The 16,402-nt window shown below is 70.8% G+C and carries 9 protein-coding genes; 3 read left to right on the top strand and 6 right to left on the bottom strand.

The genetic code is table 11. The features are described 5' to 3' along the window. Positions 1 to 142: 142 nt before the first annotated feature. Positions 143 to 4,936, bottom strand: coding sequence for a DNA topoisomerase 3 (locus ACVTJA_RS04185; RefSeq protein WP_465833975.1), 4,794 nt, complete (start codon positions 4,934 to 4,936; stop codon positions 143 to 145). Between the two features lie 472 nt (positions 4,937 to 5,408). On the opposite strand from ACVTJA_RS04185, the gene ACVTJA_RS04180 reads away from it, so the two are divergent. Beyond that, positions 5,409 to 5,786, top strand: coding sequence for a hypothetical protein (locus ACVTJA_RS04180; RefSeq protein WP_465833973.1), 378 nt, complete (start codon positions 5,409 to 5,411; stop codon positions 5,784 to 5,786). Positions 5,787 to 6,030: 244 nt separating this feature from the next. Here the strand turns inward: ACVTJA_RS04180 and ACVTJA_RS04175 are convergent, their stop codons facing one another. The 4 genes from ACVTJA_RS04175 to ACVTJA_RS04160 form a co-directional block, all read right to left on the bottom strand. After that, entirely contained in the window at positions 6,031 to 7,551 is a 1,521-nt protein-coding gene (locus tag ACVTJA_RS04175; RefSeq protein ID WP_465833972.1) for a hypothetical protein, read from the bottom strand. 202 nt (positions 7,552 to 7,753) lie between these two features. After that, on the bottom strand, positions 7,754 to 8,938 hold the full coding sequence (locus ACVTJA_RS04170; RefSeq protein ID WP_465833971.1) for an SDR family oxidoreductase: 1,185 nt from the start codon (positions 8,936 to 8,938) through the stop codon (positions 7,754 to 7,756). Positions 8,939 to 9,001: 63 nt separating this feature from the next. Beyond that, positions 9,002 to 10,294: an NTP/NDP exchange transporter gene (locus tag ACVTJA_RS04165; RefSeq protein WP_465833969.1), complete on the bottom strand. Its 1,293-nt coding sequence runs from the start codon at positions 10,292 to 10,294 to the stop codon at positions 9,002 to 9,004. 237 nt (positions 10,295 to 10,531) lie between these two features. Continuing rightward, positions 10,532 to 11,830, bottom strand: a complete 1,299-nt coding sequence (locus tag ACVTJA_RS04160) for a pyridoxal phosphate-dependent aminotransferase (protein WP_465833967.1) — start codon at positions 11,828 to 11,830, stop codon at positions 10,532 to 10,534. Positions 11,831 to 12,356: 526 nt separating this feature from the next. Between ACVTJA_RS04160 and ACVTJA_RS04155 the strand changes: the two genes are divergently transcribed. After that, positions 12,357 to 13,367, top strand: a complete 1,011-nt coding sequence (locus ACVTJA_RS04155) for a DUF1028 domain-containing protein (protein WP_465833965.1) — start codon at positions 12,357 to 12,359, stop codon at positions 13,365 to 13,367. Positions 13,368 to 13,535: 168 nt separating this feature from the next. Further along, on the top strand, positions 13,536 to 14,411 hold the full coding sequence (locus ACVTJA_RS04150) for an AMIN-like domain-containing (lipo)protein (protein ID WP_465833963.1): 876 nt from the start codon (positions 13,536 to 13,538) through the stop codon (positions 14,409 to 14,411). A 2-nt stretch (positions 14,412 to 14,413) separates the two neighbouring features. Here ACVTJA_RS04150 and ACVTJA_RS04145 read toward each other — a convergent pair whose 3' ends face one another. After that, entirely contained in the window at positions 14,414 to 16,381 is a 1,968-nt protein-coding gene (locus ACVTJA_RS04145) for a 4-alpha-glucanotransferase (RefSeq protein WP_465833961.1), read from the bottom strand. Positions 16,382 to 16,402: the final 21 nt, after the last annotated feature.

Genomic DNA, 16,402 nt, shown 5'->3' with positions numbered 1-16,402 from the left:
GCCAGCGACACATCTGTGCACGATGCGGTCATGCCGCGAGTACGAGCAGGCTTCGAGGGCGAACCCCCTGTCGGACGCATGACGTGTGAGGGCGGACGGAGTGGACGGCGGGTGACACCCGCGCCGCCCCGGGAGAAGCCCCTCAGCGCCGGCGCGAGACGAGGGAGAGGATTTCCGTGCCGTAGCGCTCGGTGAGCGCGGGGCCCACGCCGTGGATGGCCATGAGCTCGCGGCCATTCTCCGGCCGCGCCTCGGCGATGGCGCCCAGCACCCGGTCCGTGAGGATGCGGAACGCGGGCACCTTGCGCCTGCGCGCCTCCGCGAGCCGCCACGCCTTCAGCGCCTCCACCAGCGCCGGAGAGGCCTCCGCCCCATCCGAGTCACTCACCACCGCGCGCCGTCCGCGCGACGTGGGAGAAGGCGCGTCGTCATGGACGATGTCCGTGCGTCCACCGCGCGAGGCATTCCAGGAGGAGCGTCCCTCCGCCGAGTCCCCCGAGGGAGCATTCGCGCGCCAGGGCTTCTTCGGCGCGGCGTCATCCCCGCCCGAGCGCGAGCCCCGCTTGCGGGACGTGCGCTTCGTGCCCGTGCCCGCGGCGTCCGACTTGCGGCGCTTCTTCTTCGACGCCTTCTCCAGCGGGAGCGGGAGGAACACCTGGCGCGGGTCCACCTCGCGGGTGCGCCGGCCCTCGTCCGTCAGGGACAGGCGCTGGAAGTTGATGACCTGCCCGTCCTTGTCGAACGAGTCCACGTCCAGCCGTGCCAGCCCCGCGCGCACGAGCCCGCCCGCCAGCCGCTCGAAGTCGCGGCGCGGGAGGGACTCGCCGAACAGCTCTCTGTGGAGCCGGCCCATGGCCTGTCCATCGCGCTCGTGCAGCGACTCGAGGATGCGCTCCATGAAGTGCCGCTCCGCGGCGGTGGGCTCCACGAAGCGCAGCGTGGCGCACGACTCGGGCGAGCACACGTCACACAGGCCGCACGCCTCGCCGGAGTCCTGCACGTCACCGAAGTGCTGCACCAGCTGCTTCATGCGGCAGCCGTGCGCCTCCGCGTAGCGCCCCATCTGCTCCAGGTGCAGCAGCTTGCGCTCGCGCTGCGAGGCATACGAGGCCAGCCACCCCGGCCGCCCGCGCGCCACCGTCTCCTCGGGCGTCATCACCACGCCGCCGTGAATCCAGAGCTGCTCCAGCGCCTTGTCGAAGACCTCCGGGTCCCCGCGCACGCGCCCCTGGAGCACCACCTTCGGCTCCAGCTGCGTGCCCGTGGCGTGGAACAGCCGTTCCAGGACGTGGGGCTCGGGGTAGTCGCGGCGGTGGAAGAACTCGTGCGTGCGCCGGTCGATGTACGAGTGCAGCAACACCGCGCGCGAGGGCTTCCCGTCTCGGCCCGCGCGGCCGAGCTCCTGGTAGTAGCCCTCCAGGCTCGCCGGCAGCGCGGCGTGGATGACGGTGCGCACGTCCGGCTTGTCGATGCCCATGCCGAACGCGGTGGTGGCGACGATGACCTCCAGCGCGCCCTTGAGGAACTCGGCCTGCACGCGGTCTCGCTCGGCGGGCTGGAGGCCCGCGTGGTACGCGGCGCAGGTCAGTTCTTCCTCCGTGGAGAGCATCTCCGCGAGCTGCTCGGCGTGCTTGCGCGTGGCCGCGTAGACGATGGCGGGCCGGTTCTCCTCGTCCGACAGCAGCGAGCGGATGGCGTCTCCGCGCGCGCCGGGGTTCAGCTCACGCACTTCAATGGCGATGTTGGTGCGGCGGAAGCCGTGGATGAAGGTGCGCGCCTTGCCGCCGGGCCCGTGCAGCCCGAGCTGCTGGACGATGTCGCGCTGCACGTCCGGCGTGGCGGTGGCGGTGAGGGCCACCACGGGCGCGGGGCGCAGGAGCGGCAGCCGCGCGCCGAGCAGCCGGTAGTCCGGACGGAAGTCGTGGCCCCACTGGGAGATGCAGTGCGCCTCGTCGATGGCGATGAGCGCCGGGGTGCGGCGCGCGAGGAACTCCACGAAGCCGGGCACGCCGAGCCGCTCGGGCGCGATGAAGAGGAAGTCGAGCTTGTCCTCCAGGTAGTCCGCGCAGACCTGACGGGACATGGCCCTGTCGCGCCCGGAGTGGATGCGGTCCGCCGCGAAGCCGAGCGACTGGAGCCGCGCCACCTGGTCCTCCATGAGCGCGATGAGCGGGCTGACCACCAGCGTGGTGCCCGCGCGAGCCAGGCCCGGGAGCTGGTAGCAGAGCGACTTGCCCGCGCCCGTGGGCATGACGAGGAGCAAATCCTCGCCCGCCGTGGCCGCGCGGCACACGGCCTCCTGGTAGGGACGGAAGTCGGAGAAGCCGAAGGCCTCCTTCAGCAGCGAGCGGAGCTGGTCCGGCGGCGTGGGTGCGCGCTTCACGCGCGCGGGGCGCGCCTGGGCTGACGGAGCGGCGGCGGCCCGCGCAGAGGCCCTGCGTCCCGTGGCGCCCCGGTTCCACGAGTCCTCCTCCGGCTCGGCGCCCCGCCAGGCCCGGGAGACCGTCGGGTCCACGGCCATGCCACCCTGGGCGGGCACGGAGAAGCGGGCCGGCGCGCCCGCGTCTCCTGGAGCGCCTGCACGGCCGGAGGTGGCCTCGGGCCCCGGGGCCCCCATGCGGCCCGGCGAGGACATCACCACCGAGGCATCCGAGAACGCATTCGACACGGCACGGCGCGGACCGCCCTGGCTTCCGGACCACGGCCCCACCGAGAGCTGACCGGACGCGGCGGCTTCCTGGGGTGAGCGCTGAGTGCCCCGAGCACCCGACGAGGCAGCCGTGAACGAGGGCGCATCCTGGAACGAGCGCGGAGCCGCCTGCGCTGGCACGCGTGGCGCGGAGCCTGGGCGGAAGGAAGGTTGCGCCTCATCCGCCTGCGCGGAGGCCTGGAAGGAGCGCGGCCCCGGTGACCCGGCCGGACTCGCGGGCCCCTGCCCCACCACCTCGATGACGTACTTCTCGATGCCGCGCAGGAACTCGTCCAGCTGTCCCTCGCCGCGTTCAATCCGCTGGAGCCACGCCTCCCACTGCCCCGTCATGGCCGGCGACTTCACGTGCGGGTGCACCACCTGGATGAGGTGGATGCCCTTCTCCGTGGCCTCCATCACCTTGCCGCGCCGGCGCAGGTACTCGCGGTCCAGGAGCACCTCGATGATGGCCGCGCGCGTGGCGGGCGTGCCCAGCCCCGTCTCGCGCATCGCGTCCGCCAGCTCCTTCTCGTCGAGCGCCTTGCCCGCCGTCTCCATCGCCGTCAGCAGCGACGCGTCCGTGAAGCGCGGCGGCGGGCGCGTGCGCTTCTTCACCGCCTCCGCGTCCTCCACCGTCTGCGGCTGCCCGCGCTCCAGTCCCGTCGGCAGCGACTGCGGCTCGTCGTCCGGCTCGCGCTCCTCGTCCTCGCCCTTCTTGCCTTCCGCCTTCGGGCGCGGCGCCTTCTGCCCGCCGCCGATGTCCAGCACCTTCCAGCCCACCCGCTCCACCTGCGTGCCGGTGCTCTGGAAGCGGTCCACCACCGGCGCCGCCGCGCCTCCGGACGTCACCGCCGTCATCACCGTGGTGACGCGCCAGACATGGTCCTCGTGCCACGCCTGGAGCACGCGCCGGCACACGAGGTCGTAGATGCGCTGCTCGTCCGGAGACAGGCGCACGGCCTCGGGCGACGTGGGCGTGGGGATGATGGCGTGGTGGTCCGTCACCTTCGCGTCGTCCACGTACCGCTTGCCCAGCGGCCGCCCGCCCGTGCCCGGCGCGAGGTCCTCCTCGTAGGGCGCGCGGATGGCGTTCACCACCTCCGGCAGCGTGTCCGCCACCGTGCGAGACAGGTGCCGGCTCGCGGTGCGCGGGTAGCTCAAGAGCTTGTGCTTCTCATACAGCGCCTGCGCCACCTCCAGCGTGCGCTGCGCGCTGAAGCCGTAGAGCCGGTTGGCGTGCCGCTGGAGCTCCGTCAAATCGTAGAGGAGCGGAGGCGGCATCCGCTTCTCCTCCGACTCCAGCGACTCAATCGCCGCGCTCCCGCGCCGCACGCGGTCGATGATGGCCTGCGCCTCCACGCCGTCCGCGTCCAGGCGGCGGGCCTCGCGCGGGGAGTCACCGGGCTTCACCACCGGCCTGCCGTCCGGCCCCGAGCGGAACCACGTGCCCTTGTACTGCGCCCCCACGGGCACCGCCTTCGAGCGCGGCACGAAGGTGGCCACCACCTCCAGGTAGTCCCGGGGCACGAAGTCGCGGATGGCGATTTCGCGCTCCACCAACATGGCCAGCGTGGGCGTCTGCACGCGCCCCACGCTCAGCATCTCCCCGTGCCCGCCGTGCGCCAGCGTGTACAGGCGCGACAGGTTCATCCCCACCAGCCAGTCCGCCCGGCTGCGTCCCATGGCCGCGGCGGCGAGCGGCTCGTAGTCGCGCCCGTCCGCGAGCTTCTGGAAGCCGTCGCGAATGGCCCGCTCCGTCAGCGAGGACACCCACAGCCGCCGGATGGGTTTGCGGCACCCGGCCGCCTCGTAGATGTAGCGGAAGATGAGCTCGCCCTCGCGGCCCGCGTCCGTGGCGCACACCACGGCCGAGACTTCCGGCGCGTTGAGGATGCGCTTCACCACGCCGAACTGCGTGTGCGTCTCCTTGGAGACGACGAGCGGCCACTCCGCCGGCAGCATGGGCAGGAGCGCGCGGCTCCACTTCTTCCAGTCCGCGCGAATCTCGTGCGGCTGCGCGAGCCCCACCAGGTGGCCGATGGCCCACGTCACCACGTAGCCGTTGCCCTGGAGGTAGCCGTCTCCGCGCTCGTGCGCGCCCAGCACACGGGCGATGTCGCGCGCCACGGCCGGCTTCTCCGCCAGCACCGCCAGGACGGACGCCCGCCCTCCGGCACGCGCCGGCGCGCCGTCCCTGCTCCCGTGCCTGTCCTCGCGGGGCGACTCGCCCATCTCGTCCCACCTCATGAAGCCCACTCCCCTCCCGCCCGCTTCCGCCCACACCCCGGGTCGTCCCCTGGCGCACCGCGGAAGCCCACCTCCCTACCGCGTCAGGCTGACATGTCCGAGCCCCCGCTGTCCCTACCTGTCACGCCTGCCCGCTGCCCTGTCGACCGAGGAGCGCCGCGGGCGCGCCCTTCACATCCGCTCGCGACAGTCCCCAACGCTCCAGGTCTGGGGAAAACGGGAGGGAGGAATGGGGCTTTCCGCCGTGACGGAGTGGCCACAATCGCGCTGGCGCCTTCGCGCAAGCACTTGGCGCGGCAAAAGAAAACTGCTCCCGCCACCTGGGTCAGTATGCCGTTGTCGCCAATCGCCAACGGCGCTGGGTGACAGGGGGAGCAGCAGCTTCACTGTTGGTGCTGGGGGGAAGCAGATGTCACACGTTGCGCATGAGTCGAGCCATCGGATTCCGGGGGGAAACACGAAGGCCCGCTCCATGTCGCACGGAGACACAGGGGCCAAGATTCGCGGTCCGGGGCGTCCGTCCCGGGCGGAGTGGCGGCGGGCGGTCGAGGGGGAAGAAGGGGGAATCGAAGTACCGCTGCTGGCCATCTTCGCGGGGGCGAAGCGGGCGCAACTGGCGGTGCTCTCGAAGTCGACCGCAACCGGGCTACTTCGCGAAGTCATGGGGGAAGTGACGCGGGTCGCATCCATGCGCCCGCAGACGTTCGGCTGGGCCCAGACGCTGGCGCGACTGCGAGCACTCTCGCGGCCCGCGGTGCCCTGGGAGGACGCCGAGCGCTCGAAGAAGGAATCACGCCCCACGCGGGTGTCGGTACTGGGGGTACCGGACACGCACCGGGTGGGGACATAACGCGCACCGGGGGGATGCGCGTCACGCATGCAGGTTCGCTGGAGGGGTCCAAGGCCCTCCGGACACTCAGGGGCGGGTAGGAGGACGTCATCGCGGGGGCGGTGGCGTCCGCGGTAGGGGGACCCGGAGTCACGCTCGCCAAGAGGGGGAGAGCCGACTCCTGATTGGGTCATTTTCCGGGGGGTGCTCCGAGTCCATCGGAGCACCCCCCGTAGCTTTTTTCGGGGCACGGCGGCCTTCGGCGTCACTCCACGTGCAGCGTGCGGGTGCCGGTGAGGGCGCGATTCACGGTGAGCCACAGCGCGTCACCGGCGGTGTCCACCGAGGCGAAGTAGTCCACGTCTGCGGTGAGGGCCTGTCCGTCGAGGGTGACGCGGGTGGGCGGCGAGGACGCGGTGTAGCCGCGCAGCACCAGCACGGGGTGCATGAGGGTGCGGGTGCCCACCTCGAAGCGGAGCGTGGCGCGGTTGCTGGCGGCCTGCGCTTCCCACGTGGCGTAGACGGGGTTGTAGCCGGGCACGTCGTACGTCACGGCGTCGTTGCGCGCCACGCCGCCGGGGCCGCGGGTGGCGACGGTGCCCTCGGTGGCGGACAGGCGCACGCCCTGCCAGGCCTCCACCTCGGCGGCGAGCTTCAGCACCGGGTCCTCGGCGTGGGTGCCCAGCACGAGGAAGGTGGAGTAGCTCTGGTACGGGTAGCCGGAGAGGTTGGCGTCGTCGCCATAGCGCGGGTACTGGCGCTGGCCCACGGCGCCGAAGTTGCTGCCCCACGCGAGGCGGTGTGAGCGGGTGGTGCCAGACAGCTCGTACTGGTTGAGCTGGTACGTCCAGTTGTAGTCCACGGGCATGGGGCCGTCCGCGTCGCGAGCACCGCGGCTCGGGTAGAACCAGTATCCGCCCGCGGGCTTCTGCTCCCACGTCTGCGTCTGCACCACGCCCATCTCCGCGTCGGGCGCGGCCGTCCACATGCGGGTGTAGGGGACGACGTTGGGCGCGGTGTAGTCCCAGCCGGTGTTCATCCTCACCGGGGAGGAGAGCGTGACGAAGCGGTTGCGGTCCCCCCAGCCGAGGCCGGCGATTTCGGCGTTGGCGTTGGCGTCGAAGAGGAGGTCTCCGTACGGGGAGCGCACGTCGGCCTGGATGACGTCGGCCTGGATGCCCGAGGCGTCGTGCGTAATCGCGTAGAGCGGGTGGCTGCGGCCGGTGGCGAAGAGGTAGTGCACCGTCACGTTGACGACGTGGCCGTCGAGCGGGAGGGGCCAGCGGAACTCGTGGAGGGCGTGGTGGCGCCCTTCGAAGACGGTGCGGCCGGTGCCGCGGATGCCCTCGGTCCAGTTGCCCCAGGTGGCGCCGTCCTTGAGGTGGCACACCACCATGCCCCAGCCGGGGACCTGGTCATGCGCGCCGTCGCAGGTGCGCGTGGCGCCGGAGACTTCGTACGTGTAGCGGCGGAGGTAACCGCCGTTCCACCCCGCGGGGTCCGTGGCGTCGTTGCGCACGAGCGCGGCGGAGCGAGGGTGGCAGTCCGCGTCGCGCCAGGTGTAGCGCTCGGTACGGAAGCCATCGAGTTGCACGTCGCGCTCCAGCTTCAGTGGAGCGCAGGCGCCCTCCGGGACGGTGCCGGCGTCCGACTCTTCCGTGCCCGCGTCGGTGTCATCACCGCTCCCGTCTGGCCGGACCTCCTTGCCACCACAAGCCGCGAGGGCCAGGGAGAGGAGCAGGGCGAGCACGCGGGCTCGGGACAGGAGGTGCAGGTCGGGCGTCATCGTCGCTCCCTCGCGGCGGATGGGCTGCACCGTGCAAGGCGAGCCGAGCCGCGTCCCTGTCCTGCCAACGTGCTCGCCTGGGTGCAAGGACTGGACGGGTGGACCGTTGCATGGCGGTCCAGGTTGGAGCGCACCCGCGCCGAGGAGGCCCGTACGCCCTCGGGCCTCCCCGTCACCGTCATCCGCGCTTGATGCCGGCCTCTCAGCCCGCCTTCGCGGTGCCCGGGTGCTCCTGGTGCCACGCGGCGAGCACTTCCTTCTCGCGCTCCGCCGTCAGGCCCGCGTCCAGCTTCGCCTGACGCTCGGGCGGCAGCGTGCGGAACCACGCCAGCGTGTCGCGAATCGTGTCCGCCGCCGGCCGGAACGTCAGGCCCGTGGCCAGCGCCTTCTGGATGCCCACGTGCCCCAGGCCCTTCTCCTCACCCGTGCGCGGCACCCATACCGGCATGTCCGTCCACGCCGCCACCTTCTGCTTGTCCAGGAACGTGGTGTCCGCCCACGTGAAGCTCGCCTCGCCGCCCGTGGTCTTCTTGCACAGCTCCAGGAAGTCCTTCATCAGCACCGGCTGGGTGGGGCCCGTGGCGTTGAAGACGCCCGCCGTGCGGCGCTCCACGTTGAGGATGATCCACTGCGCCAGGTCGCGCGCGTCGATGAACTGCGCCGGGTCCTGCCCATCGCCCGGCGCCAGCACCTCGCCGCCGCGCGCCACGCGCACCGGCCAGTACGTGAAGCGGTCCGACGGGTCATCCGGCCCGACAATCAGGCCCGGGCGCACGTTGAGGACGCGGCCCGGCATCGCCGTCTCCGCCGCCTTCTCGCACAGCGCCTTCAGCGCGCCGTAGTTCTCCATCACCTTCTCGTTCGTCTCGTCCGCCATCGTCGCCAGCGGCGAGGACTCGTCGATGCCGTACTGGGACAGGTCCTTGTAGACGGAGATGGACGACACGAAGACGTAGTGCTCCACGTTCGGCGCCAGCAACTCCGCCGACGCCTTGACGATGCGCGGCACATAGCCGGACGTGTCCACCACCGCGTCCCACTTGCGCCCCTCGAGCGCCTTCAGGCCGTCGTCCCGGTTCGGGTCGCGGTTGCCCTGCAGCTTCTCCACGTCCGGGAAGAGGCTCGGGTTGGTGCGGCCGCGGTTGAAGAGGGTGACGGTGTGGCCACGCGAGCGCGCGAACTCCACCAGCGCCGGGCCCAGGAACTGGGTGCCACCGAGGATGAGGATGTTCTGCGGCTTGGAGGGCGGCGGCAGCTTCGCGGCCTGCGCGCCCGCCTCCGCGTCCATACCCCCCGCCCCACTCTTGCTCGACGAGGCACAGCCCAGCATCCAGAGCGAGCCCACCGCGGCCGCTCCCTGAATCACTCCTCTGCGGGACAGCTTCATGCCGTGTTTCTCCTGTTGCCCTGTTGCATCTAGAAGTCACATCGCCCGGCGGGGCCGCGCGCTTCAGCGGGCCGGGACATTATCGGGAACCGCGGGCGCCAGCGCGGCCGGAGTGCCCGGGTGATTCCGCTGATGCCGTGCGAGGTACAGCGACACCGCCAGCCACAGCCCCGCCAGCGGCACCGCCACCAGCGACAGGCCCGTCATGCTCATCCCCAGGCCCTTCAGGCCCTCCTGGAGCCAGCCGCTCAGCGTGTCGCTGCCCCGGTACACCACCGTGTCGATGAAGCTCTTCGACTTGTAGCGGGCCTCGCGGTCCACCGTGGTGAAGAGGATTTCCCGCGACGGGCGCTCCAGCGCGTAGTGGCTCGCCCCGCGCAGCGACTTGAAGGCGATGAGCACACCCAGCACCGGCACCGCCGCCAGCCCCAGGAAGCCCAGCGCCGTCAGCACCGGCGCCACCGCCATGGCCGCGCCCAACCCCAGCTTGGAGATGAAGCGCCCCGTCACGGCGGCCTGCAGCACCAGCGTCGCGAGCTGCACGTAGAAGTCGATGTCCCCGTACAGCGCGGTGCGGTGGGCGGCGTCCCTGCCCACCTCGGCGACGAGACGCACCTCCTGGAAGCTGATGAACGTGGACGTGGCCGCGTACAGCAGTACCTGGAGGCCGAGCGCGAGCAGGAACGGCGACGTCAGGAGCAGCCGCAGCCCGGCGAGCACGCCTCCGCCCACGGGCCCCTCCGCGGCCGGCGGCTGGTGCTGCACGTCATGGGCCCAGCGCGACAGGTGGCGCACGCACTGCGCGCTCACCTCCAGCAGCACCACGCTGATGAGGATGAGATTCACCGGCCCCAGCGGCTTCGCGAGGCGCCCCACCAGGAAGGGCCCCACGAGCATGCCCGTGGTGCCTCCCGCGGCGATGAAGCCGAACAGACGCTTGCCCTGGCCGCTGGCGAAGACGTCCGACATGAAGCTCCAGAAGATGGAGACCACGAACAGGTTGTAGACGCTGAGCCACACGAAGAAGACGCGCGACACCAGCACCGGCGCCACCTCCAGCTTCAGCAGCGCGAAGAGCGCCACCAGGCACAGGAGGAAGAAGCGGTAGACGCGGGGAATCACGATGCGCCGGGGCCAGCGCGCCACCACGGCCGAGTACGCCGGCACCACCGCGAGCATCACCAGGAACGTCGCCGTGTACAGCTCGGGGAGGTCCTTCACGCTGCCCGCCGTGCCCAGCTCCGTGCGGATGGGCTTGAGGATGGCGTAGCCGCACATCAGCGTGAAGAAGTAGAGGAACGAGCCGAGGACCGCGCCCACCTCCTCGTCCCGGACGTCCACGAATCGCTTGAGCATGGTGAAGATGGCACGCGTTGAGGAAAGCCCGGACGCCTGTGTCCCGCCGGGCACGTGCGCGGACCAACGGAAGCCCGCGCAGTGTATTCCCGGGTTCCCCGTCCAGAGAATGTCTTCCGTCTTCCCCGAAAATGCCGTGCGACTCGAAGCCCCGGGGTCCGTTCTCCAGGCCCCGGGCCCGAGAGCGGGGACATCGGTTGGACTGTCCCCGCCCGGACTCCGCGTGTTGACGCGGGCCTACTTCGCGCCGAGCGCCTCGCGGAGGGCGGCCTCCACGCGGGGCAGCGCCTCCTCGATTTCCTTCACCGAGGTGGCACCGACGGACAGGCGGAACCAGCCGGTGTCCGCGGGCAGGCCGAAGGCCTGGAACGGCACCACCGCGAAGCTCGCCTTCTCCAGCAGCAGCCGGCGGATGTCCTCGTTCGTCTTGAAGCCACCCTTGCCAATCATGTCGAAGCGCACGGAGAGGTAGATGGCGCCCTGCGGGGCGATGTGCTGCACCGGCAGCCCCGCCTCGCGCATCCGCGTGAAGCCCTTGTGCAGCGCCTCCAGGCGCTCGTCCACGCGCTCGCGCATGACCTTGAGGAAGCCCTCCGTGGCCGGCACGTCATCGAGGTAGCGGGCCACCGCGACCTGCTCGGCCTTGGGCGCCCAGGCGCCCACGTGGCCCAGCACGTCGCGCATGCGGGCAATAATCGTCGGCGGGCCCACGCCCCAGCCCACGCGCACGCCGGTGGCGGCGAAGGCCTTGGAGATGCCGTCCACGAAGACGGTGTACTTCGCCACCTCGGGCACCAGCTCCACGGGCGTCACGTGCTTCACCGCGCCGAAGCTCAGCACCCAGTAAATCTGGTCGTACATGAGGATGAGCGGCTTCTGGCCGCGCTTCTCACGCTCACGATTCTCGGCGACGACGCGCTCGCAGATGGCGGCCAGCGTGTCCGGCGCAATCATGGTGCCGGTGGGGTTGAGCGGGCTGCACAGGCATAGCAACCGCGCGGTGCTCAGGTGGGGCGCAAGTTGCTCCACGGTGGGCATGAAGCCGTGCGCGGGGTCCGTCTCCACGACCACGCTCTTCGCGCCCATGATGTACGCGTAGTGGTTGTTGTTCCACGAGGGCACCGGGTAGACGACCGTCTCTCCCTCGTCCACCACGCTGCGGTACGTGCCGTAGATGATGGGACGCGCGCCGCCGGCGATGACGATGCCCTCCAGCGGATACTTCAGGCCGAGCGCGCGCTCGTAGAAGCGCTGCACCGCCTGGCGCAGGTCGAGCACGCCGTCGGACGGCGGGTAGTTCGTCTCCCCGCCCTGGAGCGCGGTGGCGATGTGCGCCCGCAGCCCGTCGGGGATGGGGAACTCCTTCGGCGCGAAGTCGCCCACCGTGAGGTTGCACACCTTCTGGCCTTTGGCGACGAGCTCCCGGATTTGCGCGGCGATTTTCAGGATCTCGCTGCCGACGAGACCCCGCGCCATGGTGCCCACGGTGTTGTCATCCCGTGAGGGGCGGGGAAGGGAGGTGAGGTCGATTGCCATGGGGTGTTGCTCTCCGGTTCGTTCGCGTTAGCGGGGGCACGCGCACTGCGGCCGGGCGCGCACCATAACCGCGGCGCGGCCTCGCGTGTGTCATGCATTTGCATCCGCTCGCCGGATTGCCGCTGCTTCAATTTTCCGGACAGAAGCCCACACGGCCCCGCCGCGCGCCAGGCAGCCAGGACATCGGGCCCTCTCCGGAAAGGCCGGGATAGCCATCAGCGGTGACGGGAAGCGGGCGTCGGGCGGCGCTGGGGATGCCGGAATGAACGTTCATTCCACGAAGGACGCCGCCCGCCGCGGACGCGCGGTGAGGCTGATGGCCGCGCCCTGAGTGAGCTGCCTGACCGTATTCCCAAGCCGTCGCGTTTCTCCGATATGCGCGGAGGAGTGCTGCGTTTTCCGCCCTGACAGCGCCGGGGACGGTGACAGCCGAACCCCGGGATTCAACTCCTCCCATCCATGAGGGCTCCACCGCCGTGCCACCTGGCGCGCGCGGAGCGGACACCCTCGTCCCGAGGTCCCGACGATGAAGCTCCTACAGCGCGGCCTGCTGGTCCTCTCATCCCTGTTGCTGGCGTCCTCCACCGCGGCCGCGGCGGACCGCCCCGCCGTCAACTCGCGCCTGTTCGGCACGCGCGCCATCGTCGCGTGCGACCCCGTGGAGAAGTCGTGCGGCACGGCCGTCATCTCGTTCCCCGCAGGCGTGAGCGGACTGGTGCCCTACGGGCGCTCGGACGTGGCGGTGGCCAGCATGTACCTCCCGTCGGTGGATGACGCCAATGCCATCATCAGCCGCATCGACTCGGGCGAGACGGCGCAGGCCGCCGTCGACGCGGTGATGGCCGCGGACCCGTATGGCGCGTACCGCCAGCTCGCCGCGGTGAAGCTGAACCCCGACGGCACCGTGACGGTGGGCCAGCGCACGGGTGAGGAGAGCGCCGAGTTCCGGTGCTCCATCAAGGGCGCCACCTACGTGGTGCAGGCCAACAACCAGACCACCGCCGAGATGTGCCGCGTCATGGCCCAGGCCTTCGACAAGGCCCGGGGCAGCCTGCCGCAGCGGCTGTTCGCCTCGCTCAAGGCCGGCTCGCGCGTGGGCGGCGACCGCAATGGCGAGCGCTCCGGCGTCATCCGAGTGTGGAACAGCACGGACGACTCGGCCTTCTACACGCACGTGATTGCGGACGCCGTCACCCACCTCAGCACGACGGCGCTGCGTGACTTGGAGGTGCAGCTGAACCGCTACCAGGCCGGCATCGCCGTGACGTACGCGGCGGACCTCGTGCCCCTGGACCGTGAGAACGCGAAGGTGGTGAAGCGCGCGCTGCACAAGCTCGGGTACTACCAGGGGCCCATGGACGCGAGCTGGCCCGCGAGCGCCGAGCAGGCCCTGGCCGACTTCGTCTGGAACAACCTCTTCTTCGAGAAGCCCACCGTGGTGGTGAATGGCGTGCGGAAGATTGACGGCGTGCTCGTCAACTCCCTGCGCGACGCGGACCTCGGTGCGCTCATCCCCGCGACGCCCGCGGAGCAGTGAGGCACGGAGCCGTGTGAGGTGTGCTCGGGCCCTTCGTCCCTGTGTGGACGGAGGGCCCGCTGTCTTCCGGGACGTCTCTTTCCGCGCGGTGAGGCTGGCACCCGGGCGCCGCTTCGTGAGAGAGGGAGGCCGCCGGCCCTCACCGAGCGGGCCGCCAGGAGAGGGACGATGCGCAGGCTGACGTCGCTGTGGCTCGCGGGGTGTGTCGCATTCGCGGGGTGCTCGAAGAAGGAGGAGGGGCCTCCGCATCCGGCCGCGGAGCTGCCGGCTCCGGATGATTTGCCCGCGCAGCCCTCGGGTCCGCCGCCAGGCACCCTGCCCCGTGAGGGCGAGGCCGCCGCGAAGCCGCCCGTCCATGTCGTGGTCGATGGAGGCGTGGTGCGCGGGCCGCCTCCCGAGGAGGTGACTCCGGGGGCCGAGTCCGCGACGGGGAGCCCTGCTGGCGGAGGGAACGTTCCCTCCGGAACAGCGGCTCCGGGTTCAGGGAGCACGGCGGGAGGTCCTTCCGGAGGGTCCGCGCCCACGACGGGGAGCACAGCCACTGGAGGCGGGACTTCAGCGCAGGGGGCAGGAACCTCGGCGGGGCAGACTTCGGAGGACTTGAAGAACCGCGAGTGGACGGCGGGCAACGTGACGCTGAAGCGCGCGCCGGGCATGCCCGTGACGCTGCGCTCGGTGCGCGCGGGGACCCATGCGGATTTCGACCGCGTGGTGTTCGAGTTCGACGGCGCGCAGCTCCCCGGCTACCGGCTGGAGTACGTGGACAAGCCCATCATCAAGTGCGGCTCGGGAGACCCGACGGACGTGGCCGGCCAGGGCTGGCTCCAGGTGACGCTCACTCCCGCGCGCGGACATGACGACAAGGGGCAGGCCACCGTCGCCGAGCGGGAGATGAAGCCGAGCCTGCCCGTCATCGCGGAGCTGGAGCGCACGTGTGACTTCGAGGGCGAGGTGACGTGGGTGCTCGGCAACAAGCACCCGAACAAGTACCGCGTCATGGAATTGAAGGAGCCGGCGCGGCTCGTGGTGGACGTGCAGCACTGACATCACGGAGTGGTGCGCAGCTCGCTCGCGAGTCGGTCCAGGCCGTTGAGCAAGGTCTGGTACCTCTCGCGAGTCTCCGTGCCCCTCGCCTTCAGGGCCATGGCCAGCGCGGCGGGAATGTTGAGCGCCGCGTCTCGCTGAAGCCTCTCGCGGTACTCGCGCGCCCAGTCTGACGGCACTCGCAGCGACCAGTTCCGCTCGTCCACCGTGCCGGGCGTGTTGTACGTCTCCGTCATTCCCAGCAGGTCCGTGAAGAACACCATGACGTTGCGCGCACGGCTCGCGAACAGGTCCGCGAGCTTCGCCTGCGCGAGCAGTCCCGGGTCCTCCACCAGCCTGCGCGCGAAGACCTCTCGCTCCGATTCTTCCGGGCACAGTCTCCACGCGAGGTAGTCCGCCTGAGCCTGGTGCGTGCCGCGCCACTGCCACTCGCCCACCAGACGCCAGAGGGACTTCGTGTCGTGGTTGCCCACCATCACCCAGTCCTCGCACGCCACGTTCTCACTGCGGTACACGTCCTTCGGATTGCTCAGGTCCGCCTTCTGCGTCACGCGGAAGCGTCCCAACTGGTACTGCGCCAGCACGCGTTCCAGCGGATACGGCAGCGTGCTGAGCACCTCGCCGAGCAGGTCTCCCAAATCACGCCCGTTGCGCCGCGCCGCCCCCACCACCGTGTCGAAGAGGACGCTGTAGCGGCGCACCTGCTCCGGCGTGAGCGACTTCACCTCTCCATCCGCGTAGCGAGGCACCGTGCGGTCCAGTTGCTCCGGGTGCACCAACGCGTAGCGCGCGAGGTCCGGGTGGTCCGGCAGGTCGGGTGACGAAAAGAGGCGCGCTCCGTGCTGCACCGACCACAGCGCGTCCGGCACGTCCGCGCGGTACACCCATGGGCACACGAGCCCGTGCGGATGGTCCAATCGCAGTCCGTCGTACTCGCCGAGGTTCTTGTCCATGCGCGCGTTCATGAAGCGCAGCACCGGACCGGCCCGCTGCCCGGCGGCCACGCCCGCGTGGTCTGGCTCGAAGAACTGCTCCGGGTCCAGCACGGGGTAGTTCCACGGCTGCCCATCCGGATTCGTGCGGCTGGGCGGCGCACCCATGAGGTACCTGCGCAGGAAGAGCCCCTGCCACGCCCATGTGTCTCGTGGCGAGAAGCCAATCTGCAAGTCGCCGTACAGCTTCAATCGCCACGCTGCCGTGCGCTCGCGCAGGGACTGGTGCTGCACGTGCACGAGGAACTGGAAGAAGGCGTAGCGCTCCAGCGCCTCCGCATACCGCGCCTCCAACTCCACGACGCGCGCGGCGGCCGCGGCTTCCTCCTCACGGCGGGGGCTCCACAGTCGCCCATCGAGCGAGTCGCTCCAGCGCCTCCAGTCCGGCTCGTGCTTCTCCTCGCAGAGCACGTCGAAGAGGGCATCGCGAAGGAGCCATGCGTGGTGCTGCTGACGGAAGGTGGCGAAGCGTCCGGCCAGCGCGTGAATCGCGGGAGACGCATCCGGCGCCTCTCGCTGGCGGCGGAAGGACTCCCACGCCTCGTGCAGCACCATGAGGTGCGTGCGGAAGGCGTGGCGGTAGCGCTCCCCAGGAGAAGCACCGCGCGGACGATTCGCGGCCAGCGCGGCGACTCGTCCGCGTGGCAACAGTGCCCCCCATGGCTCCGGTTCCTCCAGCGGCGCGAGCGCCACGTTGAGGAGGTTGCGCGAGAAGAGCGCGCCGTCATACGGCGACGCGTTGAACTCGGTCGTCTGCCCCTGCGGCCCGAGCTGGATGCCGTTGAAGCCCAGCTCCCGCGCGAAGGCGAGGAAGCGCGCCGCCCCTTCCGAGTACGGCGAGCCCCAACCCGTGTCCTCCTCGGGGAGGCTGGGGAAGCTCGGGTCGTGGATGCTCAACACGCAGTTGCGGATGTCGAGCGCGGCGAGGGCCTCGGTGACGAGTCGGTGGTGGTCTTCGGGCAGCGGCGCTGGAGCCATAGGGGCAGCGGTCCACCCTAG

The organism is Pyxidicoccus sp. M6, assembly GCF_055568925.1.
Note: the sequence above shows the minus strand (reverse complement) of the source record. Positions and strands in the feature narration are given on the sequence as shown.